Annotated in this window: 26 protein-coding genes; 12 read left to right on the top strand and 14 right to left on the bottom strand. The window is 67.7% G+C overall.

Annotated features, from left to right (window positions below; all coding sequences use genetic code 11):
- Window positions 1-250: 250 nt before the first annotated feature.
- Window positions 251-1,414 carry a hypothetical protein gene (locus AAC691_RS06550; protein WP_342629401.1) on the top strand — a complete coding sequence of 388 codons (1,164 nt, stop codon included), beginning with the start codon at window positions 251-253 and terminating at the stop codon, window positions 1,412-1,414.
- On the opposite strand, the gene AAC691_RS22280 is transcribed toward AAC691_RS06550, so the two are convergent.
- The 7 genes from AAC691_RS22280 to AAC691_RS06520 form a co-directional block, all read right to left on the bottom strand.
- Window positions 1,296-1,679, bottom strand: coding sequence for a cupredoxin domain-containing protein (locus AAC691_RS22280; RefSeq protein ID WP_408906064.1), 384 nt, complete (start codon window positions 1,677-1,679; stop codon window positions 1,296-1,298). The two genes, AAC691_RS06550 and AAC691_RS22280, sit on opposite strands and share 119 nt — an antisense overlap.
- 94 nt (window positions 1,680-1,773) lie before the next feature.
- Entirely contained in the window at window positions 1,774-2,778 is a 1,005-nt protein-coding gene (locus tag AAC691_RS06545) for a ribose-phosphate pyrophosphokinase (RefSeq protein ID WP_342629400.1), read from the bottom strand.
- Between the two features lie 16 nt (window positions 2,779-2,794).
- Window positions 2,795-3,772, bottom strand: a complete 978-nt coding sequence (locus tag AAC691_RS06540; RefSeq protein WP_342629399.1) for a 1-phosphofructokinase family hexose kinase — start codon at window positions 3,770-3,772, stop codon at window positions 2,795-2,797.
- Window positions 3,773-3,801: 29 nt separating this feature from the next.
- Window positions 3,802-6,216, bottom strand: coding sequence for a phosphoenolpyruvate synthase (gene ppsA, locus AAC691_RS06535; protein ID WP_342629398.1), 2,415 nt, complete (start codon window positions 6,214-6,216; stop codon window positions 3,802-3,804).
- Between the two features lie 46 nt (window positions 6,217-6,262).
- Window positions 6,263-6,709, bottom strand: a complete 447-nt coding sequence (locus AAC691_RS06530; protein WP_323991685.1) for a host attachment protein — start codon at window positions 6,707-6,709, stop codon at window positions 6,263-6,265.
- Window positions 6,710-6,801: 92 nt separating this feature from the next.
- On the bottom strand, window positions 6,802-7,515 hold the full coding sequence (locus AAC691_RS06525) for a CBS domain-containing protein (RefSeq protein ID WP_342629397.1): 714 nt from the start codon (window positions 7,513-7,515) through the stop codon (window positions 6,802-6,804).
- A 230-nt stretch (window positions 7,516-7,745) separates the two neighbouring features.
- Window positions 7,746-8,732 (bottom strand): NAD-dependent epimerase/dehydratase family protein, encoded by a 987-nt coding sequence (locus AAC691_RS06520; RefSeq protein ID WP_342629396.1) that lies wholly within the window; start codon window positions 8,730-8,732, stop codon window positions 7,746-7,748.
- Window positions 8,733-8,834: 102 nt separating this feature from the next.
- Here AAC691_RS06520 and AAC691_RS06515 point away from each other — a divergent pair, with 102 nt between their 5' ends.
- Window positions 8,835-9,731 carry a LysR family transcriptional regulator gene (locus tag AAC691_RS06515; RefSeq protein WP_342629395.1) on the top strand — a complete coding sequence of 299 codons (897 nt, stop codon included), beginning with the start codon at window positions 8,835-8,837 and terminating at the stop codon, window positions 9,729-9,731.
- A gap of 41 nt (window positions 9,732-9,772) precedes the next feature.
- Here the strand turns inward: AAC691_RS06515 and AAC691_RS06510 are convergent, their stop codons facing one another.
- The 6 genes from AAC691_RS06510 to AAC691_RS06485 all read right to left on the bottom strand — a co-directional run bounded on the left by AAC691_RS06510 (window position 9,773) and on the right by AAC691_RS06485 (window position 14,136).
- Window positions 9,773-10,321: an NADPH-dependent FMN reductase gene (locus AAC691_RS06510; RefSeq protein WP_176639301.1), complete on the bottom strand. Its 549-nt coding sequence runs from the start codon at window positions 10,319-10,321 to the stop codon at window positions 9,773-9,775.
- A 166-nt stretch (window positions 10,322-10,487) separates the two neighbouring features.
- A complete protein-coding gene (locus AAC691_RS06505) occupies window positions 10,488-11,186 on the bottom strand; it encodes a pirin family protein (protein ID WP_176639009.1) in 699 nt (232 codons plus the stop codon).
- 245 nt (window positions 11,187-11,431) lie between these two features.
- Window positions 11,432-12,025, bottom strand: coding sequence for a YceI family protein (locus AAC691_RS06500; RefSeq protein WP_342629394.1), 594 nt, complete (start codon window positions 12,023-12,025; stop codon window positions 11,432-11,434).
- Window positions 12,026-12,039: 14 nt separating this feature from the next.
- On the bottom strand, window positions 12,040-12,648 hold the full coding sequence (locus AAC691_RS06495; protein ID WP_342629393.1) for a cytochrome b: 609 nt from the start codon (window positions 12,646-12,648) through the stop codon (window positions 12,040-12,042).
- Window positions 12,649-12,655: 7 nt separating this feature from the next.
- Window positions 12,656-13,273 carry a YceI family protein gene (locus AAC691_RS06490; RefSeq protein WP_176639304.1) on the bottom strand — a complete coding sequence of 206 codons (618 nt, stop codon included), beginning with the start codon at window positions 13,271-13,273 and terminating at the stop codon, window positions 12,656-12,658.
- Between the two features lie 629 nt (window positions 13,274-13,902).
- Entirely contained in the window at window positions 13,903-14,136 is a 234-nt protein-coding gene (locus AAC691_RS06485; protein ID WP_323993832.1) for a hypothetical protein, read from the bottom strand.
- Here AAC691_RS06485 and AAC691_RS06480 point away from each other — a divergent pair.
- Together AAC691_RS06480 and AAC691_RS06475 are read left to right on the top strand one after the other, a co-directional pair.
- Entirely contained in the window at window positions 14,069-15,712 is a 1,644-nt protein-coding gene (locus AAC691_RS06480; protein ID WP_342629392.1) for a glycoside hydrolase family 68 protein, read from the top strand. The genes AAC691_RS06485 and AAC691_RS06480 overlap by 68 nt on opposite strands.
- 115 nt (window positions 15,713-15,827) lie before the next feature.
- Complete coding sequence (locus AAC691_RS06475; RefSeq protein ID WP_342629391.1) at window positions 15,828-17,438, top strand: glycoside hydrolase family 32 protein; 1,611 nt, start codon at window positions 15,828-15,830, stop codon at window positions 17,436-17,438.
- Between the two features lie 12 nt (window positions 17,439-17,450).
- On the opposite strand, the gene AAC691_RS06470 is transcribed toward AAC691_RS06475, so the two are convergent.
- The gene (locus tag AAC691_RS06470; protein WP_323991674.1) at window positions 17,451-17,879 is read right to left on the bottom strand and encodes a lytic transglycosylase domain-containing protein; all 429 of its coding nucleotides are present in this window, start codon (window positions 17,877-17,879) and stop codon (window positions 17,451-17,453) included.
- 81 nt (window positions 17,880-17,960) lie between these two features.
- Here AAC691_RS06470 and gspG point away from each other — a divergent pair, with 81 nt between their 5' ends.
- From gspG to AAC691_RS06430, 8 genes are read left to right on the top strand one after another with little or no spacing between them, the layout of a single operon-like run.
- Entirely contained in the window at window positions 17,961-18,428 is a 468-nt protein-coding gene (gene gspG / locus AAC691_RS06465) for a type II secretion system major pseudopilin GspG (protein WP_323991673.1), read from the top strand.
- Window positions 18,429-18,439: 11 nt separating this feature from the next.
- Complete coding sequence (locus AAC691_RS06460; protein WP_342629390.1) at window positions 18,440-19,228, top strand: A24 family peptidase; 789 nt, start codon at window positions 18,440-18,442, stop codon at window positions 19,226-19,228.
- A 24-nt stretch (window positions 19,229-19,252) separates the two neighbouring features.
- On the top strand, window positions 19,253-21,010 hold the full coding sequence (locus AAC691_RS06455) for a GspE/PulE family protein (RefSeq protein WP_342629389.1): 1,758 nt from the start codon (window positions 19,253-19,255) through the stop codon (window positions 21,008-21,010).
- A 15-nt stretch (window positions 21,011-21,025) separates the two neighbouring features.
- Complete coding sequence (locus AAC691_RS06450) at window positions 21,026-22,273, top strand: type II secretion system F family protein (protein WP_342629388.1); 1,248 nt, start codon at window positions 21,026-21,028, stop codon at window positions 22,271-22,273.
- The gene (locus tag AAC691_RS06445; protein ID WP_342629387.1) at window positions 22,263-22,715 is read left to right on the top strand and encodes a prepilin-type N-terminal cleavage/methylation domain-containing protein; all 453 of its coding nucleotides are present in this window, start codon (window positions 22,263-22,265) and stop codon (window positions 22,713-22,715) included. Before AAC691_RS06450 ends, AAC691_RS06445 begins: the two co-directional genes overlap by 11 nt.
- On the top strand, window positions 22,712-23,131 hold the full coding sequence (locus AAC691_RS06440) for a prepilin-type N-terminal cleavage/methylation domain-containing protein (protein ID WP_342629386.1): 420 nt from the start codon (window positions 22,712-22,714) through the stop codon (window positions 23,129-23,131). Before AAC691_RS06445 ends, AAC691_RS06440 begins: the two co-directional genes overlap by 4 nt.
- Window positions 23,128-23,733 (top strand): prepilin-type N-terminal cleavage/methylation domain-containing protein, encoded by a 606-nt coding sequence (locus tag AAC691_RS06435; protein WP_342629385.1) that lies wholly within the window; start codon window positions 23,128-23,130, stop codon window positions 23,731-23,733. Before AAC691_RS06440 ends, AAC691_RS06435 begins: the two co-directional genes overlap by 4 nt.
- 40 nt (window positions 23,734-23,773) lie before the next feature.
- Window positions 23,774-24,865 (top strand): PilN domain-containing protein, encoded by a 1,092-nt coding sequence (locus AAC691_RS06430; RefSeq protein WP_342629384.1) that lies wholly within the window; start codon window positions 23,774-23,776, stop codon window positions 24,863-24,865.
- Window positions 24,866-24,868 lie beyond the last annotated feature (3 nt).

Raw genomic sequence — 24,868 nt, 5'->3', positions numbered from 1 at the left:
CATCCTCTGGGCAGCGCCTCGGGAAGGGACGACATGACCGCCAAAAAGCCGTCGAAGCCATCATCGCCAAAGCCATCACCGCATGACGATCACCGAGCGACGCGTGCAGGAGAAAAGACAGGATCCGGTTCCGCCGCGGCCGAAAGGGATCAAAAACCGGGGCGTGCGCCGAAGATCGTCCGCACGCCGGGACAAGGGGGAATCTGCCGATAACCCGCCGGCGCTCCGGCACGTATCGCCGGAACCTCCCGTGTCTCTGGACCAAAAAGTGCGCTTTCTGTCCGATCCGCGGCACTATCCCGGACATCCCCGGTCGGTCATCATGCGCGAGACGCATATGTCCTGGGTGTTCCTGGCGGGATCACGCGTCTACAAGCTCAAGAAGCCGGTTCGCTTCCCCTATCTCGATTTTTCCACGCCGGGTCGTCGCGCGGCGGCATGCCGGGCCGAAGATCGCCTGAATCGCCGCCTGGCGCCCGACGTCTATCTGGGGGTCGTCCCGCTGGTCGCCGGGCCCCTGGGTCTCGGCATCGGGGGGGCGGGGCGCGCCGTCGACTGGCTGGTCGTCATGCGGCGCCTCGACGATCGGGGGTTTCTCGACGCCGCGCTGCGCGCCCGCGCGCTGCCATCCGCCAGCCTGGACCGGCTGTCGGCCGCGCTGGCGCGGTTCTACGCGCACGCGGCGTCCGTTCCCGTCCGGTCGGCTGCGCCCGCCCTGCGGCGCACCTGGGACCTCGCCCTGGCCTATAACCGGCATGTGCTGTTGGATCCGGGCTTTCCCCCGCCCTGGCACCTGCCCTGGGGCATCGTGGCGCGGATCGACCGGATCCAGACGCGGTTCCTGCATCGTCATTTCGGCGCGATCCTGGCGCGCATCCGGGCCGGACGCATTGTCGACGCGCATGGCGATTTGCGGCCCGAACATATCTGGCTGGCGCGGGATGTCACCATCATCGACTGCCTGGAATTCGACGCGCGCCTGCGGGCGCTCGATCCGCTCGACGAAATCGCCTTCCTGCAACTGGAATGTGCGCGACTGGGCGCGCCGTGGGCCGGGGCGCGCATCGCGCGGCGCCTGAAGCCCGTGATGCAGGGGCGCCGCACGGATGCCCTGCTGCTGTTCTATCGCAGCCATCGCGCCATGCTGCGGGCCCGGCTGGCCATCATGCATCTGCGCGACGCCCGGCAGCGTACCCCGGAAAAATGGCCGCGCCAGGCGCGTGCCTATCTGCGCCTGGCACTGTCCGACGCGTTGAGGCTGCAACGCCTGACCCGCGGCGACGGGGGCAGCTTTCCTATCGCACGGTCACCGTTCCGGTCATCTCCGGATGATACGCGCAGAAATAGCGATACCGGCCCGGTGCGGCGAACCGGAAGGAAAACCTGTCGCCGATATCCAGCGGCGGTGACCTGAAAATCTCCGGCTCGGGCACTCCCTGGACGGTGGCGACGAGTTCGTGCGCCGTGTCGCCGGTGTTGGTCCAGGTTACCGTGGCGCCGGTCCCGATCGTCAAGGTCGCGGGGATAAAGCCGGTATCGGTGATTTTGACCTCGATTTCGGTCCGCGCCGGCGCGGCGCCGCTCGCCAGACCCGGCAGAGGCGCCGTCAGCACGCAGCAGGCCGCAAGGGCGGAGGACAATATCCGCGCGCCGCGACGGGATATGGGCCAGTACGGCATGACACCTGTATCGATCTTCCGATTGTTTATGAAAACATGGCGGCGATCGTCAGGATTTTCAACGGCGCCAGGGTCTCGACGGTATCCGCCCGGCCTACAGCACCAGCAGGTCGGCCAGCGATTCGCCGCGGTGCAACCGGCCGATGGCCTCGGCGAACAGGGCGGCGGTCGGCACGATTTCCAGCTTGTCCCGCGCCGGTCCGCCGGGCAGGGGGACCGGGTCGATGGTGTCGGTCGCCATGATCCGCTCGATGGCCGGATCGGCCAGGACCGGCCCCGCCGCGCGGGCGAAAAGCCCGTGGGTGACGCAGGCCAGGACCCGCCGCGCCCCGTTCTCGCGCGCGGCGCGGGCGGCCCGGACCAGGGTGCCCCCCGTACTGGCCAGGTCGTCGACGATGATGCAAGTCGCATCACGGACATCGCCGGCGAACAGGTCCCCCGACACGATCCCGGCGCTGCGGTATTTTTCGGCGAAGGCGTGGCCGACGGGCCGGCCGGCCGCGCGTTCCAGCGCCTCGCGCAGCCGTTCGGCGCGCTTGCCCCCGCCCAGGTCGGGCGATATGACGCACAGCCGTTCATCGGCCGTGACGGCCAGGATCGCGGCAACCTGCAAGGGTGCCGCGGTCAGGGCCAAGGTCCGGCAGCGAAACGCGTTTTCAAAGGCGGCTTCGTTATGCACGTCCAGCGCCATCACCCGGTCGGCGCCGGCGGCCTCGAACAATGCCGCGACATAGCGCGACGTGACCGGGTCGTTCGGTTTCGTCCGCCGGTCCTTGCGCGCATAGCACAGATAGGGCGTCACCGCCGTCACGCGCGCGGCGCCGGCATCCTTGCAGGCGGCGATAAAGAACAGCATCCGGCATAGCCGGTCATTGGCGCTGCCCACGCCCATCCCATGCAGGCTGTGCAGCACATACAGTTCGGCACCGCACACGCTCTCCAGCACCCGGGCCTTGTGCTCGCCGTCCTCGAAATCGCGTTCCTCATGCCGGCCCAGCGCGATGCCCATATGCCGCGCGATGTCCCGGCCCAGCGCCTCGGTGCCGGCCAGCGCGAACAGGCGGGGCGCCGGTAAGGGCAGGGAAGGACGATCCGTCATCGATTCTCTCCAAGATCTATGCCTTTTCCCTGATCTGCCGGAACAGGGCCTCCACCTTGTCGCGCCGGGCCCGGGCGGTGCCGTAGATCTCCACGCTGGCCGAACCGGCGGCGATGGCCAGCGCCAGCGCGTCGCAGGCCGGCATGCCGCGCGTCAGGCCGACCAGCAGACCGGCCATGAAACTGTCGCCGGCGCCGACGGTGCCGCAGGTTTCCACGGGCGGTGCCGGCAGGCGCACGATGCCGTCGGCATGGCCCAGAATGGCCCCGTCCTGCCCCAGGCTGACGGCGACCATGCGGGCCGCGCCCCGGCGCATCAGCTCCGCGATCTCCATCGCCATCCCGTTGGCGTCCCTGACCGGATGGCCCACCAGCGATTCCAGCTCGCCGTGGCTCAGCTTCAGCAGCGCGACGTCGGGGCCGATCGCCGCGTGCAGGGCCGGGCCCGAGGTGTCGATGGCGAATTGCCGTCCATGCGCCGCGGCGATGCGGCCGACACGCGCATAGAAATCATCGGGCACGCCGCGCGGCAGGCTGCCACTGGCCACGATCCAGCCGGCATCGATCCCGTGCAGCAGGTCCAGGCTGTTGCGCCATTCCGCCTCCGCGATCAGCGGCCCTTCGGACACGAAGCGATATTCCAGCCGGGTCGCGCGCTCCTGCACGTTCAGGCAGATCCGGGTGCGGCCGCCGATCGGCAGCCCCTGCCAGGGCACCTCCGCCTGGTCGAGCAACTCCTCGACCAGCCGGCCGGTGACGCCGCCGGTCATGATCACGGCCAGGGCCTCGCCGCCCAGTTCATGAACGACGCGCGCGACATTGATGCCGCCCCCGCCGGGGTCCAGCCGCTCGTCCATGGTGCGGATCTTGTGCGTGGGGCGGATTTCGGCGGCGACGCAAGCCACGTCCACGGCGGGATTCAGCGTCAATGTTGCGATGATCTGGGTTGCGATGACCTGGGTCGCGATGACCTGGCTCGCGATGATCTGGGACATATCCGGCATCCATCGGTCAGGGATCTGCTCTACGCCGCGCGGCTCTCGTTCTCCTCCGCCTGGCGGACGATCTCCATGGTGCGCAGCAGGCTCGACGGATTGACGCTCAGCGAGTCGATGCCGATCGCCACCAGATAGCGCGCGATCTCGGGATAATTGGCCGGCGCCTCGCCGCAGATTCCGATCTTGCGGCCATTGCGCCGGGCGCCGGTCACGGCCAGGCGCAGCATTTCCAGCATGCCGGGGTCGCGTTCGTCGAAATCGAACGCGACCAGGTCGGAATCCCGGTCCACCCCCAGCGTCAATTGCGTCAGATCGTTCGACCCGATCGAAAATCCGTCGAATTCGGCGGCAAAGGAATCGATCTGGATGACGTTGTTGGGGATCTCGCACATCATGTAGATCTTCAGCCCGTCCCTGCCGCGCGCCAGCCCGTGTTCGCGCATCGCCGCCAGCACGCGCTCGGCTTCCTCGACCCGCCGGCAGAACGGCACCATGACGATCAGGTTGGTCAGGCCCATTGCGCCGCGCACCCGCGCCAGGGCCGCGCATTCCAGGGCGAACCCGTCGGCATAGGCCGGATGGGCATAGCGTGCCGCGCCGCGAAACCCGATCATCGGATTGGCCTCCGTGGGCTCGAACACCTGCCCGCCGATCAGCGCCGCATATTCGTTGGTCTTGAAATCCGACAGCCGCACGATGACCGGCCGGGGGTAGAAGGCGGCGGCGATCGTGCCGACCCCCTCGGCCAGCGTCCGCACGAAATAGTCGCCCGGCGACGGGCTGGCGGCGGTGCGCGCCGCGATCCGCGCGCGGTCCTCGGGCGGCAGGCGCTCGGGGTGCGCCAGCGCCATCGGATGGATGCCGATCGCCTCGCTGATGATGAATTCCATGCGCGCCAGCCCGACCCCGGCACAGGGCATAAGAGCGGTGCGGAACGCCAGGTCCGGATTGCCCAGATTGACCATGACGGGCGTGCGCGGGCGCGGCAGCAGGCCGGCATCGACCCGGCTGACCGCGAAGGGAATGGCGCCGTCATAGACCGTGCCGCTCTCGCCGCCCGCGCAGGACACGGTGACGGCCTGCCCGCTGCGCAGCACCCGGGTCGCCGCGTCGGTGCCCACCACGGCGGGCACGCCCAGTTCGCGGGCGATGATCGCGGCATGGCAGGTCCGGCCCCCATGGTCGGTGACGATGGCCGAAGCCGTCTTCATCACGGCTTCCCAGTCCGGATTGGTCGACGGCGCGACCAGCACCTCGCCGGGGCGGAAGAATTTCAGGTCGTCCCGGCTGGCCACGATGCGGGCGACGCCGCTGCCGATCTTCTCGCCCACCGCCCGCCCGCGCGCCAGCACGCGCCCGCTTCCCTTCAGCGCGTAGCTCTCCAGCATCGCGACATTCTTGCGCGCGGCCACGGTTTCCGGCCTGGCCTGGACGATATACAGCCGGCCGTCGTCCGCATCCTTGGCCCACTCGATATCCATCGGCACCGGATGGCCGGCACGCTCGGAATAATGCGCCTCGATCAGCATCGCCTGCCCGGCCAGATGCAGGATCTCGTCATCTTCCAGGCAGTAGCGCGCCCGCAGCGCCTCCGGCGTCGGCACATTGCGAGTGGCCGTGCCCCCTTCATCCGGCGCCAGGCCCATCGTCAGTTGCTTTCCGCCCAGCACGTGGCGCAGCACGGCGCGGTGTCCCTGGCGAAAACTCGGCTTGTGCACATAGAACTCGTCCGGGTCGATCGTGCCCTGGACGATATTCTCCCCCAGTCCCCAGGTCCCGGTGATCAGCACCACGTCGCGGAAGCCGGATTCGGTATCCAGGGTAAAGACGACGCCGCTGGCCGCGCGGTCCGCGCGGACCAGCTTCATGACTCCGACCGACAGGCCCGTTTTGAAATGATCGAACCCGTTATTGGCACGATAGACGATGGCCCGATCGGTGAACAGCGACGCGAAACAATGGCGGCAGGCGTCGAAGACGGCCTCCGCGCCGCCGATATTCAGAAAGGAATCGTGCTGGCCGGCGAAACTGGCGGCGGGCAGATCCTCGGCGGTCGCCGAACTGCGCACCGCCACCGGGACGCCCGCGCCATATTGCGCCTCCAGCCGGCGATAGGCCCCGGCGACGGCCTCGCGCAGCGGCGCACTATCGGTCGCGGCATAAACGATCTGCCGCGCCTGGGCCGCGCGCTGCGCCAGCAGCGCGATGTCGGTCGTGTCCAGGCCGTCCAGCAGCGCATGCAGGGCAGGCCACGCGCCGGCGTCCCGCAGCGCGTCGTCATAGGCGCGCGCCGTCAGGACGAAGCCGTTGGGCACCAGGATGCCCTGCGCCGAAAGCGCCTGGTACAACTCGCCCAGCGACGCATTCTTCCCGCCGACCAGCGGCAGATCCTCAAGCCGGATCGCGTCGAACCAGCGAAGCGTGTCGGACGACACCGTCATGGCGCACCTCATGCGGCCAGTGATGGGTGGACGGGGGATGGGCGGATCATATGCCCAGCTTCAGCCGGAAAGGCGCCACATGCGTCATCAGCGCGTGGTCGGGGATTTTCACCAGGTCCTTGTCGTCGGTGCCGACCAGTCGCCCCTTCAGGTCCGGCTTCAGGTGATCGACGATGATCGACAGGTTGCGTGACGGGGCGAAGATCACCATCCCCTCGCAGCCCTGGTAATGGTCGTTGATATGGCTTGCCACCAGGCGGGAGAATTTCTCCATTTCGACATGGTGCCGGTCATGACGCGGATTCAGCGCATGATGGGCGCTCGACCCGCTATGGAAGCTGGCGCCGGGCGCATCGTCGCCCAGGTCGGAGGTCTGGCGGTGCGCGACGACGGAATCGAAGGAATCCACGGTATGCAGGGCATGGTTCTCGGCGGGCCGCACGAAGCGCGCATGCTCGCCGTCCGCAATGACGATCACGATATTGCGGGTCATCGTCTGCTCCTGTCCAAAGCCGCGTGCGACCGGCGGCGCCGATCCCGTGCTCTCTCGGTTGGTTTCCTGGGGATTGTCCGGCGCGCGCCGGCCTAAAGCAGCGGCGGCGGCGGGATCGTCACGCCTTCATAGGGGTTGGTGTAGACGACATGGTCGACCACGGATACGACTCCCTTGACGTTTTCCGCGGCCACGCGGGCGGCGGTGCGCACGCGATCGTCCGTGACCGTGCCGGTCAGTTCCACCACGCCGTTCGCGACGTCGACGCCGATCAGCGTGCGCGCGCTCCAGGGCAGGACCCTGCGATGTTCCCGCAGGATCGCCTCGCGGATGTTCCGGTCGTCCGAGACGGCATGGTCCTGCGGAACCAGGGGCAGCAAGGCGCGCAGAATGTCGGAACGGGAAATAATGCCGACCACCTGGTCGTCTTTCACGACCGGCAGCCGCCGGACATTGTGCAGGGCCAGCATCATGACGGCATCGCGCAGCGGCGCCTCGGGCCAGATGGAAACCGGCCGCTCCGACATGATGTCACCGACCCGGCGCCCATGGCTGTGCACGTAATCCGATGCCTGCCGGCCGGGCGTGCGGAACAGGTTCCCGAACCACGAAACGGCGGCCTCGGTGTCCAGCTCGCTGCGGCGCATCAGGTCGCCTTCGGTCACGACACCGACCAGTTCCCCGGTCGGCGTAATGACCGGCAGCCCGCTGACCCTGTGTTCCAGCATCAGCCGGATGGCATCGGTAATGGCATCGGTCGGCGCGATCCCGATCGCCGGCGAGGTCATGACGTCCTTGACTTGCATGACAGGCAGCCTTCTCTCAAGCATGCGCGGCTGGGCGGTGGGCCCGGTCACACGGATGCTCTCTCACGAACTTTTCAGAGACGGCGTCCCGCCGATACCGCCAGCCGATACCGGCCGATAGCGGAAGAAACCGGCTCCAAGTCGCTGTCTCGACATGCGTGCGGTCCGGCATGGCTGCAATCGCGCTCGTGGATTCGTGATCGGCATCCGGAACGCGCCGCCGCCTACGCCTATGCGTGCCGGGGAAGAGCCTCCTGGGGAAAGGCGTCCAGGGCCTGCAACGTCGCGTGGACGGCAATGTCCAGCCTCGTATGTGGCTCGCTCCCCAGCAGGCCGAGCAGCCGCGCATTGCCAAGCCGCAGCCCGGTCCGCCACAGATAACGCATCTCGTGCAACTCGCGGCAGAACGGCACGGCGGGCGCGATCAGGCCGACCAGCCACCACGGAAAGCGGCGCACCCGCATATCCGGATCGCCCAGCGCCTGCCGGATGGCCGCGATCATGTGCCGCCCGTCCGGGTCCCAATGGCCCGCCATGTGAAAGCGCGCCATGCGCTCCAGCGCCTCCTCCCGCGCCAGAAGCCGGGCAATGGTTTCGGCCACGTCGGGCAGATAGGCCCATTGATGCCCGACCCCCGGCCGTCCAGGGTCGGTCAAGGCCCGCACCGGGCGTCCGTTGCCCAAAAGTCCTTGGGAAAACCAGTTGTTTCCCGCTCCGGGGCCGAAGAAATCGCCGGTCCGGACGATCAGCGCGCGCAGCCCGCCGCGCGCCGCGTCATGCAGCCTGCGCTCCATGGCGACCCGGATCCCGCCCTTGCGGGTCAGTGGGTTCTGCGGCGCGTCCTCATCGGGTGCGCAGCCGGCGTCGGGGCCGAAATTATAGACGGTGCCGGGCAGGACCAGCCGCGCATCGGCGGCCTGCGCGGCGGCGATGCTGTTTTCCAGCATCGGCATGACCAGCCTGTCCCAATGGCGGTAGCCGGGCGGATTGACGGCATGGATCACGGCATCGGCCCCACGCGCCGCCGCCATCACGGCGGCGGAATCCATTGCGTTGCCGACGACCCATTCGATCGGCGGCGGATGGGATGCGCCGCCCGGCGCCGTGCCGCGGACCAGGCCGCGGACCCGCCAGCCATGGCGCAGCAATGTGCCGGCGGCCGCGCGGCCGATGCCGCCGCGCGCGCCGATAATCAAGGCCGTTCCGGGTATGGTCATGTCGTCCTCCTGTGACATGACTCATGACGAGCCGATCTCGGGGGTAAACGGAATTGTCCGAATCCGTCGATCGGCTAGTATGAAATTTATGAGCCCCAATTCATGAGCCCCCAGCCGTTCGACTGGGACAATCGGCGCGTCTTCCTCGCCATCCTGCACGAAGGCAGCCTGTCGGCGGCCGCGCGGGCGCTGCGCGTGGCCCAACCCACCGTGCGCCGGCGGCTCGAAGCCCTGGAGCGCAGCATCGGGACGGTGCTCTTCACCAGGTCCCCGGCGGGGCTGACCCCGACCCAGGACGCCCTGGTGCTGGGCCGGCACGCCGAAGCCATGGCGTCGGAAGCCGCCGCCTTCATGCGGGCGTCCTCGGCGCCCGCCGGGGCCGTTTCCGGGGTGGTGCGGATCACGGCCAGCGAGACCATGGGGACCGAGGTATTGCCGGCGATGCTGGCCGCATTGCGCGTTCGTCATCCGCGACTGGTCATCGAACTGCACCTGGACAACCGCAACCAGGACCTGCTGCGGCGTGACGCGGATATCGCGGTGCGGATGGTCCGGCCCAGCCAGGGGGACCTGCTGGCCCGCCGGATCGGCGCGGTGAAGCTGGGCCTGTTCGCCGCCCCGTCCTATGCCGAGCGGCACGGCCTGCCGGCCGGGACCGGGGACCTGGCCCGCCATGCGCTGATCGGGCCGGACCGGCGGGAAGGCGACCTCGCGATGATCCGCCAGGCGGGGCTCTGCCTGGCGCGGGAGGATTTCGCGATCCGGATCGATGACCATGTCGCGCAACTGGCGGCGATCCGCGCGGGCCTGGGCATCGGCATCTGCCAGCAGCCCCTGGCCCGGCGCGCGCCGTCCCTGCTGCCCGTCCTGCCCGCGCAGTTCGCGATGGCGCTGGAACTCTGGCTGGTGATGCACCAGGACCTCAAGCCGGTGCGGCGCGTCCGGGCGGTCTGCGACCATCTGGCGCATGAACTGGCCGTCTACGCCGCGCCGCGCTGATCCCTGTTCCGCGCCTTTTGCGCGCGCCGCCTCCGACCGCGTCAGCGCAGCCGGCCGGCCAGCACCACCAGTTGGTTCAGCAGTTTCTGAAGGTGCACGCGTGTCGGATCGTCGGTCAGGGCGCCGCTGGCGTCGAATTTGGTCGCGGCGTTGCCGACCAGCATCTCCGCCCCCGGCACCGCATAGGCCCCCAGGGTCGAAAGCACCTGGCGTAAATGGTAATGGGCCAGCCCGGTCCCCAGGGCGCCGGGGCTGGCGCCCATGATGGCGACCACCTTGCCGTTGAAGGGCTGGTCCGGCGGGCGGGACACCCAGTCGATCGCGTTCTTCAGGACGCCGGAGATGGACCGGTTATATTCCGGCGTCGCGATCAGCAGGGCGTCGGCGTCGCGCACGCTCTGCCGCAGTTCCGCCACCACGGCGGGAAACCCGGCCTGGCGAACATCCTCGTCATAGGGCGGGATGTCGCGCAGCCCGGCATGGAATTCCAGGCTGGCGCCCTCGGGCAGCAGGGGCGGGGCGGCATGCAGCAGCGCGGTGTTGAAGGACGCCCGCCGCAGGCTGCCCGATATGCCCAGGATCTTGATCATGGCGTTCTTGCTCCGTCGCCGAACGGACTCCGACTGCCGTCCAGCGATAAGAGCGCGTCGGCGGCCAGAGTTGCTTTTGCCAGAGTTGCTTTCGCCAGAGTTGCTTTCAGGAGTGCCGCGACGCGGCAGAGCACCCGCCCGCCGACCGGCGGGCGGGTGCCGCTTGTCAGGCGGCGTCGACCAGGACGATTTCGGCGTCCTCCAGGGCGGTGACGCGCAGGGTGTCGGTTTTTGAGATTGCGGCGCCGTCGCGGGCATTGACCCGCACGCCGTCGATCTCGACCGCGCCCGTGGCGGGCACCAGATAGGCGAAGCGCTCGGTGCCCAGGACATACTCGGCGGTCTGGCCGGCCTTCAGCGTTGCGCCCAGAACGCGGGCATCGGTGCGGATCGGCAGCGCGTCGGCATCGCTGTCATAGCCCGAGGCCAGGGTGACGAAATGACCGGCCCGGTTCTCCCTGGGGAACGGACGCGCGCCCCAGCTTGGCGCCTTGCCGTGCCCGGTGGGGATGATCCAGATCTGGAAGATCTGGGTCTCGCCCGGCTCCAGGTTGTATTCGCTGTGCGTGATGCCGGTGCCGGCGGACATCACCTGCACGTCGCCGGCCTCGGTACGGCCCTTGTTGCCCAGATTGTCCTGGTGGGTGATCGCGCCCTTGCGGACATAGGTGATGATTTCCATGTCGCGGTGCGGATGGGCGGGGAAGCCCGTGCCCGGCGCGATGGTGTCGTCGTTCCAGACCCGCAGATTGCCCCAATGCACGCGCTCGGGGTCGCGATATTCCGCGAAGGAGAAATGATGTTTCGCCTTCAGCCAGCCATGATCGGCTCCGCCCAGGCTGTCGAATGATCTGACGTCTATCATGTGATGCCTCCCGGCCGCATCGGCCTGCTACACGAAAAGAGATAGATCGCGGCGATCATCGTTTAAATGGAAATGACGGAAATGCATTGATTCCAAAAGATGCATGATCGAATGCCATGGATTTCCGGCCCCAGAAACGCCAAGCGCCGCGCGACCCATGGGTCACGCGGCGCCGCTGTCGTAATAGCCGGTGTCGTCGTCAATGACGGGATGAAGAATGGGCGAATGCCCGGATATGTCTCGGCTCAGGCGCCGTGGGCGGTGATGTCGATGTCGATGCCGACCTCCAGCGCCACCCATTGGCCGCTGGCCCACGGTCCCTGGCCCACGCCGAAGGGCGTGCGGACCAGGTCCAGATGGCCTTTGGCATGCGCGGTGCCGCCGGTGATATCCAGCGTGAAGGGCAGGGTCTCGGGCTGGCTGACGCCACGAATGGTCAGCGTGCCCTGGGCGACATAGGCATTGCCGCCCTTGGACTGGAAATTCCGGGCCTCGAACGTCGCCTTGGGGAATTTGGCGATATCGAACCAATCGGCGCCCGGCATGGCCTCGTCACGCTGCGCGTCGCCGGTCGCGGCCGAGGCGACGTCGATCGTAATCAGCGCGTGCCCGGCTTCGGGATGGGCCGGATCGAACTGGATCGTGCCGCCGAACGTCTTGAAATGGCCGGTGAACCTGGCGCCGGTCTGCGTGCCGGTAAAGGCGATCGTGCTGTGGGCCGGATCGATGGTCCAGCCGGCGGCCAGGGCGTGCGCGCCGGGCAGCAGCAGCGCCGCGCCCAGCAGCGCGCCCCCGATGCGCGCGGATGAAGGAATGGGGAAAGACGCAGGATGGGGCATGGAAGCGAAGCCTGTCAGACGGGGTTTGAACGGGGGGCACGGCGGCGGGCGGGCAGCATCTGCCGCAGGATGTCGTCCTTCAGGACGAAATGATGGCGCAGCGCGGCGGCGGCATGCAGGGCGATGATCGCGGTCAGGATCCAGGCACTCCAGTGATGCAGGGTCTTCAGCGCGGCTTCGACCGGCGCCTTGTCGTGCAGCGTGGCCAGGACCGGAAGATGCGGCCAGGGCACGACGCCGAACAGTACGGTCGGAATATTGAAGACCGAGGCCGAGACCAGCGCCCAGCCGCTGACCGGCAGCAGCACCTGCAGGCCATAGAGCAGCCAATGCACCCCGTGCGCGGCCCGGCGCTCGGCGTCCGGCATGCCGGACGGCAGGGCAGGGGGCGTGTGGAACGCCCGCCAGACGATGCGCAGGCCGACCGCCAGCATGGTGGTGATGCCGATCGATTTATGCAGTTGATAGAGCTTGAAGACCTGCATCGGCGGCAGTTTCAGGTGGTCCATGACCAGGCCCATGCCGATCAGGGCCAGGATTCCGGCGGCGATCACCCAATGCAGGGTGATCGCAACCGGATCATAGCGGCCGGCCGTGCCGGCCTTGTCGGAACTGGCCGGCATGACGGGCTCAGCCCTGACGCTCGAAGGCGCCGGCGATGCGCAGATCTACCGCGTCGCCGACATAGGGGACGTACATCTTCACGCCGAAATCGCTGCGGTTGATCGTGCCGGTGGCTTCGAACCCGACCGTGTATTTCTTGTCCAGCGGGTTCACGCCCGCGCCGATAAAGCGCACTTTCAGCGTCTCGGGCTTGGTGATGCCGCGGATGGTCAGGTTGCCGGTCACCACGGCACGGCCCTTGCCGGTCACCGTCACCTTGGTCGAGGTAAAGGTGGCGTTCGGGAACTGGGTGGCGTCGAACCACTGCGCGCCCTTCAGTTCGCCGGTCAGCTTGTCGCTGGTGGTCTGGACCGAGGCGATGGGGATGGTGACGTTCAGCGCCGATCCCGCCGGGTTCTTGGGATCGAGCGTCAAACTGCCCGACACGCCCGAAAACAGGCCCGAATAATTGGTAAAGCCGAAATGCAGCAGCGAGAAGCCGATCTGCGTATGGCTGGACTCGACCTGATAGGTGCCGGCCTGCACATCGGCGGGCTTGGCCGGAACCTGGGCCGAGGCGCTGCCGGCCAGAGCGGTGAGAAGGACCCCGGTCGCGGCGGAAATCGTCAGAAGATATCGGGACATTTCAAAATTCCTTGGACGGATCATGCCAAATTCATCAGGCGCCGGCTCGGGGCCGTTGCCGATGGGAATTTGTTAACATCCTTCTGTTCGCGCAAAAACGAAAATGAATGAAACTGTTCGTTTCCATATTTTTCCGCTCACCCCCTTGTTCCGGTCATTGCCGTGACCCCGGTCACGCAGCCTCTCTCGTTCGCCTCGGGTATGGAAGAGGCGGCGCGCTTCCACACGTCCCCGGTCACGCTTGGCCCGCACAGAGCGCACCCATCATCACGGGCAAGGAACGTGCAAATGCCGAATCGCCCGCATGCCTCGCGTTGGCGTCCTCTTGTTGATTTATCGGGGTCCGGGAACTATTCGGTCCGTCATGCCGTTCCCTTGCCGCGAGACGCGATCGGGTAGAAGCTCTTCGCGTGCTCGAATATCCGGGTATCCGGATGGCCACGTCCGTGTTGGACGCAGCTTTTTCCGTATTTAAAAACCAGTTTTTTTAAAACCAGAATATCCTGGCGCGTTATCGCGTTCGCAATGTGATTAATAAGTCGTAAAAATTAAACATATTGATCTCAAGGCGTACATTATATTGTTTTTGATTTGAAATAAAATGCCGGAAAGGCTCTGTCATCAGATTGTCATTCGGCAGAAATTGACAAATATAAATTCTTCGTGATCTTCTCGGCGCCGCTCAAGGGGGCGGTGAGCGAGGGCAAGTCTCTATATATCAACGATTTTTCGATGATTGCAGGGCTGCGGAATATTTCCGCAGCCACAGGAGTGTCTTGCTTCAGGAGAATGGCAATGGCGAACGAACGCCAAAAAAGACCGATGCTCAAAATGGCATTGGCTGGATCCTTCATCTCGTCCATAGGGGCCCAGACCGCGTTTGCGCAGGGTGTGCCCGGCTTCCCGCTGCCGACGATCCACACGCAGCAGGCCTATGCGCCCGATGCGGATTTCACGTCGCGCTGGACGCGCGCCGACGCGATGCAGATCAAGGCGCATTCCAATCCGTCGGTCGCGGCGGGCCAGAACTCGCTGCCCGGGCAGTTGGTCATGCCGGATATCCCCGAGGATTTCCCGCTGATCAACCCGGATGTCTGGGTGTGGGACACCTGGACGCTGATCGACAAGCATGCCAACCAGTTCAGCTATAACGGCTGGGAAGTCATCTTCAGCCTGACCGCCGACCCGAATGCCGGTTATTCTTTCGACGAACGTCACGTTCATGCGCGGATCGGTTTCTTCTACCGCCGCGCCGGCATTCCGGCCGACAAGCGTCCGGCGAATGGTGGCTGGATCTATGGCGGGCACATCATCCCCGAAGGCGCGCAGGAACAGGTCTTCGCCGGCACGACCTACACGATCACGGCGGAATGGTCGGGGTCGATGCGCCTGCTGGACCCGAACGGCAACCAGGTGTCGCTGTTCTATACCGACATGGCATTCAACCGGAATGCGGCCGGGCAGGACATCACTCCCGCCCAGGCGGTGATCACCCAGAGCCTGGGCCAGATCCATGCCGATTTCAACCATGTCTGGTTCACCGGCTTTACCACGCACACGCCGCTGCTGCGTCCCGACGGAGTGCTGTACCAGAACGGGGCGCAGAACCCGTTTTATAACTTCCGCGATCCGTTCACCTTCGAGGATCCGAACCATCCCGGCGTGAACTACATGGTGTTCGAGGGCAATACCGCCGGCCAGCTCGGCGTTCCGAACTGCACCGACGCCGACCTGGGCTATCGTCCGGGGGATCCGAACGCCGAGACCCTGCAGCAGGTCCTGGATAGCGGTGCCTATTACCAGAAGGCGACGATCGGCCTGGCGGTCGCCGAGGACGCGTCGCTGTCCAAATGGACGTTCCTGCCGCCGCTGATTTCGGCCAACTGCGTCAACGACCAGACCGAGCGCCCGCAGGTCTATATCAGGAAAGACAAATACTACATCTTCACGATCAGCCATCGTTCGACCTATGCGCCGGGCGTGGATGGTCCGGACGGCGTGTACGGCTTCGTCGGCAACGGCATCCGCAGCGATTTCCAGCCGATGAACTATGGCAGCGGCCTGGTGATGGGCAACCCGACGGACCTCAACACGCCGGCGGGCACGGCTTTTGCTCCGAACCCGCTGCAGAATCCGCGGGCGTTCCAGTCCTACTCGCATTACGTGATGCCGGGCGGGCTGGTCGAATCCTTCATCGACAGAGTCGAAGATCGCCGTGGCGGCACGCTGTCGCCGACGGTGAGACTGCGGATCCGGTCCGATATGTCGATGGTCGATCTGCGTTACGGCAATGGCGGCCTGGGCGGCTATGGCGACATTCCGGCCAACCGGGCGGACATCAACATCGCCGGCTTCATCCAGGACCTGATCACCCAGAACATGCAGGTCAGCCAGGGTACGACGGGCAGCGTCACATCCTTCGTCAACGCGGCTCAATAGCGACCAGGCCAACGCGGCAAGAATGGGCCGGCCTGTCCCCCGAAGCAATTTTGGGGCAGGCTGGTCTTTCGATTTCGGGTTCATGGAATAGGGTATGTCACGCAGGATGAAAAACTTGGGATCAACGGCCGGCCGGTGCATCGTCCATGCGCGCTGGGGCCGCATTCTGGCGGCATGTCTGCTGTCGCTGTTGCCCATGGCCGCGCGGGCGCAGGGCGGGGCGCAGGACGGGCAGACGCCGCAATGGCGGCCGGCACTGCATTTTTCACCCGCCGCCCATTGGATGAACGACCCGAACGGCCCGTTCCTGCTTGATGGCACCTATCATCTTTTCTACCAGTACAACCAGGCCGGCATGGTCTGGGGCCATACGTCCTGGGGCCATGCGACCAGCCCCGACCTGGTTCATTGGCATGAGGACGCCATCGCCATCCCCGCCACGCCGAACGAGGATATCTTCTCCGGTTCCGTCATCTATGACCGGCAGAACCGCTCGGGCCTCGGCAGCGCCTCGGCGCCGCCGCTGCTCGCATTCCATACGTCGGTTTTCTACAACAATCCCGCGCACCCCGACGGCACGCAGGCGCAATCGCTGTCCTACAGCCTGGATCGCGGCGCAAGCTGGCGACCCTACGACCATAACCCGATCCTGACATTGCATCCGGATTCCAGGCAGTTTCGGGACCCGTCCGTCTTCTGGTATCCCGACGGAAAATGCTGGATCATGGCCACCGTCGTCGGCGACGCCCAGGTGGTCAAGCTGTATCGTTCGACCGACCTGCTGCACTGGTCGTTCCTCAGCGATTTTCAGCCGTCCGGCTATCGCAAGCCCGGCATGTTGTGGGAAATGCCGGTTCTGGTCTCGCTTCCTCTCGACGGCAATGCCCATGACAAGCGCTGGGTGATGATCGTCAGCGTCAATCCCTGGAGCATCGCCGGCGGATCGGGGGTGCAATATTTCGTGGGACGGTTCGACGGCGTGACCTTCACGCCGGATTCGCTGCCGCCGGCGGGGTCGGATCCGGCCGCCTATGACTGGCTGGACCACGGCGCCGATCACTATGCGACGACCCGCTTCGCCAATACGGGATCCGGCGCGCCCCTGCTGATCGGCTGGATGAACAATTGGGATTACGCCGACGCGGTGCCGACCGCGCCCTGGCGCGGGCAGATGACGCTGCCCGTCGCACTCGCGCTGAAGACGGTCGAGGGCCGGCCGGCGCTGGTCCAGGCCCCCGCGCCCTCGTATGAAGACTGGGTGCGCCGGCAGGGTGTCGCCACCTATCGCGACCGGGTCGTGGGCGGCGGACAGTCATGGCGCGCGCCCGTCCGCGGCGACGTCATGGATATCCGTCTGACCTTGCGGCGGGGCGCCGCCGCACGCGCCGGGATCGTCGTGCGGCAGACGCCGGACGGCAGGACCGGCACCGTGATCAGTTATGATTTCGCCAAGGGAAATCTCACCCTCGATCGCGGCCATTCCGGCAATGTCGGGTTTTCCCCCAAATTCAGCCTGGTCCACATCGCCCATCTGGCCGCGCCGGGCGGGGTGGTGTCGCTGCATCTGGTGGTCGATCGCAGTTCGGTCGAACTCTTCGCCAATGGCGGCGTGCTGCGCATGACCGACCTGATCTTCCCCTCGGCAGGCAGCGACCGGGTCTCGCTGTTTTCCGACGGCGGCAGCACCCGATTCAGCGCGATACGCGTGGCGACGCCGGCCCGGTGACAGGGGCGCCCTCTACGGCCGGCGCGTCACGGGTTGGCGCGCCGGGCGGAACAACCGCCGCGCCCAGGCCAGTACCAGCGCCTGATAGGATTGGTTCAGCAGGGCGGTATGGGAATGATAATCGCCGACCGCGCGCATCAGGTCGCCATGCGTCTCGTTCAGGTACAGGCGCATGATCGCCCCGGCCGCGCTGATATTATAGCACGGTTGCTCCAGAAGATTGCGATAGACGACCAGCGGCGCGACATGGGTGAACCTTGCAATCGGATCGATCCAGCGTGTATTGACCTGCATGACGCCGAGGTCATCCGTGCCGTTCGCGTTGTGATGCACGAAGCCGTTCCACCCCCCTTCCACGGCCTGGATCGATGGCAGGACACGCGGGGGCAGATGATAAATCGAAGCGGCGAGCGCCATGCAGCCGAGGTACGCGATTGCCATGACGGGGCCGGGCCCTTCCTTTGTTCGATGCCTGCCCTGATGCACGCACCTCGTCCCATATCACAGGAAAGCAGGTTCAATATGCCGAAATCCGCGCAGTTCTCCTTGTCGGGCCCGACATCCCGCTTACGCCCGGCGCGCGGCCGTGACGACGGGTTCACGCTGCTGGAACTGCTGGTCGTGATCGCCATCCTCGGCCTGCTGATCGGCCTGGTGGCGCCCGCCGCGCTGCGCCAGTTGGGCGGCGCCAAGAATTCGGTGGCGCGCGAATCGATCCAGCGCCTGGGCCAGGTGCTGGACCTGTACCGGCTGGACATGGGCAATTATCCCAGTTCCGAGGACGGACTGCACGCGCTGGTCGCCCGCCCGGCTGGGGCCGACAACTGGAACGGCCCGTACGTCAAGGAAGGGGGCGATCCGCTGGACCCCTGGCACCATCCCTATATCTACCGCAACCCGTCCGAGCGGCCCGGCCATGATTACGACCTCTGTTCGGCCGGCTCCAGCGGCAATACCGCCAACACGGCGACGCAGATCTGCAACCCCTGACCTGTCCGCCGATGCCGTATCCGCCGATGTTGTGCGCCCCCTGGCTTCCCCTGCTGCTGGCGCCCTTCGTCGGGTCGTTCCTGGGCGTGCTGGCCTGGCGCCTTCCCCGGGGCGAGCCGGTGGTGCTGGCGCGTTCGGCCTGCCCGTGCTGCAGGACGGCGCTGGCGCCGCGGGACCTGGTGCCGCTGGTCAGCTACCTGGCGCAGAAGGGCCGGTGCCGGACCTGTCGCGCACCGATCGATCCGCACCATCCGGCCATGGAACTGGCGGCCCTGGCGGTCGCCGCCCTCGTCCTGCTCGCGGCCTGGCGGGGCGGGGCGGGGGCGCCGGTCCCGGCACCGCTGGTCTGGCGCGGCTGCCTGTTCGGATGGTGGCTGCTGGTCCTGGCGGCGATCGACCTGAAAATCTTCCGCCTGCCGGATGGGCTGACGCTGCCGCTGGCGGCGGCGGGGCTGGCGCTGGCCGCGGCCGGCGGGGCGCAGGCATTGCTGGCGCACGGCGCCGCCGCTCTGCTGGGCTATGGCGCCTTCGCCGGGATCGCCCTGGGGTATCGGCGGCTGCGGGGCCGGGACGGGCTGGGGCTGGGCGATGCGAAATTGCTGGCGGCCGGCGGCGCCTGGCTGGGGCCGGCCGCGCTGCCGTCGATCGTGTTCGTGGCCGCACTCCTGACATTGTGCGGCGCCATGATCGCCGCGCGCGGCAGGCCGGGCCGGGGCATGATGATTCCCTTCGGCCCGGGCCTGGCCGCGGCAATGTGGGGAACCTGGCTATGGCAGACCGCCTTTCAGCCATGGGGATGAGCGCGAAGGACGGTTGGGACATCCATGGACAGTAACGTCGTGACATACGGCGCCGACGCCGCGCCGGTCGAGGCGCTGGCCGGGTTGCTGGTCGAACGCGGCCGCTGCGATCCGCGCGCGATCGAGCGCGCGCGCCGCGCCGCCGAACAGGGCGGCGGGCGGCTGGACCGGATCCTGCTGCAACTGGGCCTGGTGTCCGAACGGGAAATGGCGCAGAGCTACGCGGAATTGCTGGGCATTCCTTTGGTGCCGCCCGAACGCTACCCCGAGGAACCGGTGCTGGCGGACAGGCTGGGCGCGCGATTCCTGCGCGACGTCCATGCGGTGCCTCTGGCGGTGCGGGACGGCGTGCTGTCGCTGGCGCTGCACGATCCGCTGGATGGATTCACGCCGGCTTCGGTCGCGGCCGCCACCGGCCTGCGCGTGGCCTGCCTGGTCGGCGTGCCGATCGAACTCGAGGCCGCGCTCGATCGGCTCTATCCCCGCGCCGAGGACGACACGGTCGTGCCCGAGGATCACGACGCCCCGCTGGAAGACGATGCCGAGCGGCTGAAGGACCTGGCGTCCGAGGCGCCGGTGATCCGCCTGGTCAACCAGATCGTCAGCCGCGCGGTGGAAACCCAGGCCTCGGACATTCATATCGAGCCGTTCGAGGACCGGCTGCGCGTGCGTTATCGCTATGACGGCGTGCTGCACGAGGTCGACAACCCGCCGGCCCAGTTGATCCCGGCGATCATCTCGCGCATCAAGATCATGGCCCGGTTGGACATCGCCGAACGCCGCCTGCCGCAGGACGGGCGGATCAAGCTGGCGGTGCGCGGGCATGAAATCGATTTCCGCGTCTCCACCATCCCGTCGCTGTACGGCGAAACGGTGGTGCTGCGCGTGCTGGACCGGTCCAGCGTCCGCTTCGACTACGCCACGCTGGGCCTGCCGGCCGATATCGTCGCGCGCATGCGCACCCTGCTGGCGCAGCCCAACGGAATCGTCCTGGTGACCGGTCCGACCGGTTCGGGCAAGACGACGACGCTCTATACCGGCCTGTCGGACCTGAACGGCGTCACGCGCAAGGTCGTGACGATCGAGGACCCGATCGAATACCAGTTGGCCGGCATCAACCAGGTGCAGGTCAAGCCGCAGATCGGGCTGACCTTCGCCACCTTGCTGCGCTCGATCCTGCGCCAGGACCCCGACGTGATCATGGTGGGCGAAATCCGCGATATCGAAACCGCGCAGATCGCCGTGCAGGCCGCGCTGACCGGGCATCTGGTCCTGTCCACCCTGCATACCAACTCGGCGTCGGCCGCGATCATCCGCCTGCGCGACATGGGGGTCGAGGACTATCTGCTGACGGCGGTGCTGCGCGGCGTGCTGGCGCAGCGGCTGGTCCGGCGGCTGTGCGATGCGTGCAAGACGCCCTATACCCCGCCCCGCGAACTGGTGGAGCGCTTCGACCTGCACACGCTGGCCCAAAACGCGCTGACCCAGGACAGGGTGATCCAGGGCGCGCCGGACCAGGACGCCCCCGTCACCCTGTTCCATGCCGTGGGCTGCGCCAGGTGCCGCCATACCGGCTATAGCGGCCGCCAGGCGATCGCCGAATTGCTGGAACCGGACGAGGCGATCGAACAGTTGATCTTCGCGCGCAGCGACCATCTGGCGATCGAACGGGCGGCGGTCGAGGCCGGCATGGTCCCGATGTTCACCGCCGGCCTGGTCGCCGCCCTGCGGGGCGAGACGACGATCGAGGAAGTGACGCGCAGCGTCCGGGCGGGCGCCTGATGGGGGCGCGGCCGCATGGCTGAATTCAGCTATACCGCCGTCGATGCGCAGGGTGCCCTGGTCCGCGGCACGCTGGAGGCCGAGACCGAGGACGCGGTCCTGGCCACCCTGCGCCGCCAGGGCCATATTCCGATGCGGGTCGGCGCGCCGGCGCGCTTCGCCCTGTCGGCCGGCCTGGGGACTACCACCATCCTGGGGGCGATCGGGGCCGGCGCGCTGCGGCGCAAGGACCTGCGCCGCCCCGAACTTGCGGCGATCACGCGCGAACTGGCGGTCATGCTGGGCGCGGGGCAGGATATCGACCGGGCCCTGCGCTTCCTGGTGGAGACCATGCCGCGGGCGCGGGTGCGCGCCGTGCTGGACGGCGTGCGCACGATGGTGCGCGACGGCCGGGCGCTGCATGTGGCGATGGGGCGCTATCCCGGCAGCTTTCCGCGCCTGTATATCGGCATGGTCCGCGCGGCCGAAGCCAGCGGCGACCTGGCGCCGACCATGGAACGGCTGGCGCTGCTGCTGGAGCGGGAACGCGCCCTGGCCGCGACCGTGCAATCGGCGATGATCTATCCCGCCATCCTGACCCTGGCCGCGACCGGATCGATCTATCTGCTGCTGACCCAGGTGCTGCCGCAATTCACGCCCCTCTTCGCGCAGAACGGGGCCACCCTGCCGGCTTCGACGCAACTGATGATCCAGGCCGGCGACTGGCTCGGCCGCTACGGGCCTGCCGTTCCGCCGGTCCTGCTGGCGTTGGTCGCGCTGGGCCGGGTCATGCTGCGCCGGCCGTCCGTCAGGCTGCGGGCGGATCGCTGGCTGCTGGCGCTGCCGGTCGCGGGCGGGCTGGCCGGCGAAATCCTGGCCGCCCGCTTCGCCCGCATCCTGGGCACTCTGCTGGAAAACGGCGTGCCGATCCTGGCATCGCTGGCGATCGTGCGCGGGGCGATCGCCAACCGGGCCGCGATCGCGGCGATCGACGCGGCGACGCAAAGCGCCAAGTCGGGGCGCGGGCTGGCCGCCGCGCTGGACGGCGCGTCGGTCTTTCCGCGGCGCATGGTGCATCTGCTGCGCCTGGGCGAGGAAACGGCGCAGCTCGGGCCGATGGCCCTGCGCGCCGCCGATATCCATGAGGAACAGGTACGCGTCGCCACCCAGCGCCTGGTGGCACTGCTGGTGCCCGCGATCACCATCGTCATGGGGCTGCTGGTGGCCGGGATCGTGTCCTCCCTGCTGCTGGCCATGCTGAGCCTGAACGACCTTGCGAAATAGCCCGGCACCCGACAGCCGCGCCCGAAAGGGCGTTCAGCACGGCTTCACCCTGATCGAGATGCTCGTGGTCGTCCTGATTCTCGGGCTGATCGGGGCGATCGTGGTCGCGCGCGGGCCGTTCCGCTCGGTCACGCTGGACCTGCGCGGGGCAGGGCAGCAGGTCGCGGCCTCCATGCGCCAGACCCGGTTGCAGGCGATACGCTCGGGCACCGTGCTGGTCTTCACCATCGACCCGGCCCGCCTGGATTACGGGCTCTGGCACGGGGCACGCCATGCCCTGCCGACCGGGGTGGGGATCGCGACCGGGCCGGGGGCGGGGCGCTTCGTCTTCTACCCCGACGGCAGCGCCGCGGGCGGGGGGGCCGCGCTGGTCGAACGGGGGCGGCTGGTCACGCTGCGGCTGAACTGGCTGACCGGCGCCATCGCGGTCGAGGGGCCATGACCGCGACGGGCCCCACCGGCCGGCAGGACGGTTTCACCTTGATCGAGGTCCTGGTCGCCTTCGTCATCGCGATGCTGGCCCTCGGCGTCGCCTATCGGGGGATGCTGGACGGCATCGCGGCCACACAATTGTCCAACCGTATGCAAGAGGCGGTCTCCCGCGCCCAGTCCCACCTGGCGGCGGTCGGCCACGGCATGCAGATCGGTCCGCTGGAACAGGACGGCGATGACGGCAGCGATTTTCACTGGCATGTCCGGATCGCGCCCGAACAGGCAACGTCCTCCTCCGCCGCGCCCGGCCTGGTGCTGTACCAGGTGCAGGTCACCGAATCCTGGTCCGATCCGGCGACCGAATCGGGGCAGCGGTCGGTGATGCTGCGCACCCGTCGGCTGGGCATACGGGCGCCCGGACCATGACCCGGACCGTGAAAGACCGTTTCAAGGGCCCCGCCGGCTTCACCCTGGTGGAAATCCTGATCGCGCTGGTCGTGTTCTCGCTGGTGCTGCTGGTGCTGCAGCGGGCGTTCCAGGCCGCGACGATGATCTTCGACCGCCAGCGCGGCATGCTGGCGGCGCAGGCCGAACTGGGCGCGGTCGATCACCTGCTGCGCGGCCTGGTCGCGCACGCCGACCCCGGCGCCGGGCGGCAGGGGCCGCTTTTCGTCGGCCGGCCCCATGGGCTGGTGCTGCGCGGCACGCTGCCGATGGCCCTGGACGGCAGCCAGGACATGCAGGCGGATATCCGTTTGTCGGTCGATGGCCGGCACCGTCTGATGTTTATATGGCAGCCCTACCGCCACGTGATCGAATCCGCGACGCCCCAGCAGCAGCAGCGGGTTCTGCTGACGGGCATTGCCGACATAGACTGCGACTATCTTTCGAACGGGAACTGGGAAAAGACATGGTACGGCAACGGCCTGCCGGCATTGGTGCGCATTCACATCCGCTTTCCCGACGGCGATCGCCGTCATTGGCCGGACATCGTCGCCGCGCCGATGCTGGATCCGATGCCGCAATAGACGCCCCCGCCATGCCGCCGCATCCCGGCATTCGTCTCCGATGACCGCAAGCGGAACGGTCGCCAGGGACATGTTCGCCTGGTGGTGGAGACAGGTCCGCGACCTGGTCCCGGGCCGGGCCCGCCTGGCGCGGCTGTCGTCGCGGCCGGTCCTGGTCGCGGCCTGGGACGGCGCGTCGCTGGCCCTGTTCCTGGACCGCAATGGCGGCCTCGCGCCGCTGGGCGCATACGGTCCGTCCGATGCCGGCGACACCGGCGACATCGACGGCACCGACGACACCGGCGATGCCGACGCGCGCGCCGCCTGCCGGGCGGCCCTGGCCGCCCTGGCAGGGCGGGACCGGCCGGCCGAAACGGTCCTGCGACTGCCCCCCGGCATGGTGATGCAGCGCGAGGTGACCCTGCCCGCGGCGACCGAATCCGGCCTGGACAGCGTGCTGGCCTATGAAATGGACCGGCTGACGCCTTTTCCCGCTGGCGCGATCCTCTACAGCCACGACATCATCCGTCGCGATCCCGAACTGAACCAGTTGCGGATCATGCTGTCGGTCGTGCCCCGGGCATCCGTCGCCCCGGCCGTGCAGATGCTCGAACGGATCGGGCTCCAGCCCGACCGGCTGGAAGACGCGGCCCGCGCGGTGCGGATTCCGCTGAAGGCCCGGCGCGCGTCGGGACTGAAGGACGCCAGGGTCGCCGCGGCCGCCGGCATCGCCCTTCTGCCGGCCCTGCTGGTGGCGGCGCTGTTCTGGCGCCAGTCCGCCGAACGGACGGCGCTGTCGGCACGGATCGCGGCGCTGCGCCCCGCGGCCCAGCAGGCGGCCCTGCTGCGCCGGCAGGTCGAAGACCGCCAGGCGGGCGTGACCGTCATCGCCGGGGCGCGCCGGCAATGGGGCGATCCGCTGGCGGTCCTGGCGGTCACGACGCAGGTCCTGCCCGACGACAGTTTCCTGACCGACCTGATCCTGCGCCAGGGCCAGTTGATCATCAGCGGCCAGTCCTCCGAGGCCACCGGGCTGATCCAGGCGCTCAGCAGGGACCCGGCCTTCCGCAATCCGTCCTTCGTCGCCCCGGTGACGCGCGTGTCGGGACAGAATGCCAGTCTGTTTTCGATTCGCGCCGATGTCGGGCGGTAGTTA

It is taken from the genome of Nguyenibacter vanlangensis, from assembly GCF_038719015.1.
Classification (GTDB): Bacteria; Pseudomonadota; Alphaproteobacteria; order Acetobacterales; family Acetobacteraceae; genus Gluconacetobacter; species Gluconacetobacter vanlangensis.
The sequence above is the reverse complement of the archived record's forward strand: the minus strand, read 5'-3'. Positions and strand labels throughout refer to the sequence as shown.